General features: G+C 50.9%; 1 protein-coding gene. It reads left to right on the top strand.

Features of this window, described 5'->3' with window-relative positions:
• The first annotated feature begins 132 nt into the window (after positions 1-132).
• On the top strand, positions 133-1,392 hold the full coding sequence (locus Q0256_RS04325; protein ID WP_297960360.1) for a pitrilysin family protein: 1,260 nt from the start codon (positions 133-135) through the stop codon (positions 1,390-1,392).
• Positions 1,393-1,997 lie beyond the last annotated feature (605 nt).

The raw sequence follows: 1,997 nt of genomic DNA, 5'->3' as shown, positions 1-1,997 counted from the left end.
TTTAAAAACTCGTTTTAGCGAAATTTCAAAAACAAGCCCCGGCGTAAATTTTAAAAGCGGCACGGCTGTGTCAAAATTTTAAAACCGCGCCTGTAAAAGTGATGAAATTTAAAAATTTTATAAAGGAAAACGATGGAAAAAAAAGAGATTTCACTTAAAACCAAAGGCGGCAAGAGCGCTAAAATCGACTTTTTGTATCAGTTCGACGATTCGCTGCCGGTGGCGAGCTTCAAGTTAATTTTTAAAGCAAGCGGCGCGGTGAGCGAGAAGACCCTGGGCCTTGCGCGCATCTGCGCGGGCGTTTTGGGCGAGGGCTCAAAGACGCTAGGAGTGAGCGAATTTCACCGCAAGCTCGATATCCGCGCGGTCGAGATCAGCGCCGCGAGCAATTTTGAGACCTTCGGCATCCAGCTAAACTGCCTAAAAGAGCACTTCGATTTCGGCCTAGATATGCTACGAGAGCTGCTTAGTGAGCCAAATTTAACGCCCTCGGTGCTCGAAAAGCTAAAAATGCAAACCATAGGCGAGATCGCCGTGCTAAAAAGCGAGTTTGATTACATCGCGACATGCAACCTAAAAGCGCTTCTATATCCGCGCACGCGGCTCGAGCGGCCGCTTATAGGCGACGAGGCGAGCATAGAGCGGATCACTATGAAGGACGTGCGGGAGTTTTTCGCCTCGCTGAGTTTAGAGAATTTATACGTCGTTTTATGCGGCGACGTGAGCGATAAAAACCCGAAAATTGCTGAAATTTTAAGCCTTTTTGCAAGCGGAGAAAAGCGCGAGCTACCGTTTTTCACGCCGAGCGATGCGAAAAAGATAAAGATTCAAAAGGAGCAGACGCAGCAGGCCTACATCTACTTCGGCGCGCCCTTTACGCTACCGAAGGAGCAGGAGTTCATCGCAAACACCGCGCTTTTCGTGCTCGGAAGCAGCGGTTTCGGCAGCAGGCTGATGGAGCGCATCCGCGTCAAGCACGGCCTTGCGTATTCGGTCTATGCGCGCGGCGATTTCGAGCTTAGCCGCCGCGAGTTTTGGGGCTATCTGCAGACCAAAAATGAAAATTTGCAAAACGCCGCCGCGCTCGTAAAAGAGGAGATCGCAAAATTTATCGCATCTGGCGTGAGCGAAGAGGAGCTAAAAAGCGCAAAAAAATTCCTAATCGGCAGCGCCGTACTGCAAAAAGAGACGATGTTTAAGCGCGCGGCGATCGCACAGAGCGAGTATTACAAGGGCTACGCATTCGGCGAGTTCGAGCGAAATTTAAAGCGCATCGAGACGCTAAAACTCGGGGCGCTCAACGATTTCATCAAGTCGCACGACGAGATCATGAACCTAAGCTTTTCCGTCATTTGCGACGAGGCCGCCGCGAAAAAGGGGCTTAAAATTTAGCCCGTCGCGGCACAGCGAGTGCATACTTGCGACCGGCCTAAAATTTGGGTAAATTTTAAAATTTGTAAAGCGGCGCGGACGATATTAAGGCGCGAACGGCGCTAAATTTTACTTTTTTGCTCCGTTTGCGGACGGCTTGCGTTAAATTTAAAACCGCGCTTGCGTCGCGCTAAAATTTTCGGAGCTTTGCGAAAGCGGTGAGCTATCGTAAGCGAGCAGGGAATTTTAAATTTTCGGCGCAGACGGCGCTAAATTCTGCTTTGCGCTCCGTTTCCCTACGGCTTGTGCGCTCAAATTTAAAACGGCGGTCAAGTCTGCGTGCTTCGTACGGCGCGGCAAATTCAAAGAAAATTTGCGGGCGCGTCGACGTGGAGCAAAATTTATGCGCGATCTTCGTGTCGCAACCCAGGCATACGGCCTCCATGCGAGCAGATTTTAAAATTTGCGCGCGGCGGACAAATCGCTATTTGCTCGCAAGCGGATCGCTGCCGTTTTGCGCCGCACCGGCGGTTTGGATGAGCTCTTTCGGCTTGCGAGCCGCCCGATTAAATTTTAAAACTGCACTCGCGACGCGCGATCGGCGGCGAGCAGAGCTTACGCGGCAC

This window comes from uncultured Campylobacter sp. (genome assembly GCF_937949835.1).
GTDB lineage: Bacteria > Campylobacterota > Campylobacteria > Campylobacterales > Campylobacteraceae > Campylobacter_B.
Note: the sequence above shows the minus strand (reverse complement) of the source record. Positions and strands in the feature narration are given on the sequence as shown.

What these genes read in the sequence shown, in the direction of transcription:
- Q0256_RS04325 (WP_297960360.1), top strand. Translation starts at nt 133, where the DNA reads ATGGAAAAAAAAGAGATTTCACTTAAAACCAAAGGCGGCAAGAGCGCT.